General features: G+C 47.1%; 1 protein-coding gene. It reads left to right on the top strand.

Annotated features, from left to right (window positions below):
• Positions 1 to 95: 95 nt before the first annotated feature.
• Positions 96 to 452: phage tail protein (locus OW491_RS18195; RefSeq protein ID WP_290037304.1), on the top strand; the 357-nt coding region annotated here is incomplete at its 3' end.

Below are 452 nucleotides of genomic sequence, written 5' to 3'. Positions count from 1 at the left end.
TCACGAGATGACTTAATGGCAGAAAGTCAGCGCATTATTCGAAATATGTTGGGGGTTTCTCGCTCATCGGCTGCTTTGTTGTGAAAGGAACGGTTATGAGTACGCAGTATCAAGCAGGTTACAAGCTGCGTGACCTAAACGCATTTTTAACCAGTGTCGTGGGCGACAAGATAGCCAAGCGCATGGAATGTGAAATGGGCAAGGTTGAACTGAAACTAGAAACCAAACACATGGGCCATGGTTTCGACCTGCTTTATCAGCGTTATGTGGCTGACTTCTACTTCGATAAGTTCCCCTTCAAGGAATACGACCCTGCAGTGTTGTTTGCGAATGTTGGGGCTTGGTTGATGGATAACGATTCCGACCGTTTCCGCATTGAAGACTTAGACGACCCAGACGTAGATGTCGTGCTGGAAGATGAGAAAAACGCCGAAGTGCTGATCCTGTCTCTT

This window comes from Neptunomonas sp. CHC150, from assembly GCF_030397555.1.
Taxonomy (GTDB): Bacteria; Pseudomonadota; Gammaproteobacteria; order Pseudomonadales; family Balneatricaceae; genus Neptunomonas; species Neptunomonas phycophila.
This window is presented reverse-complemented; position numbering and strand designations above follow the sequence as displayed.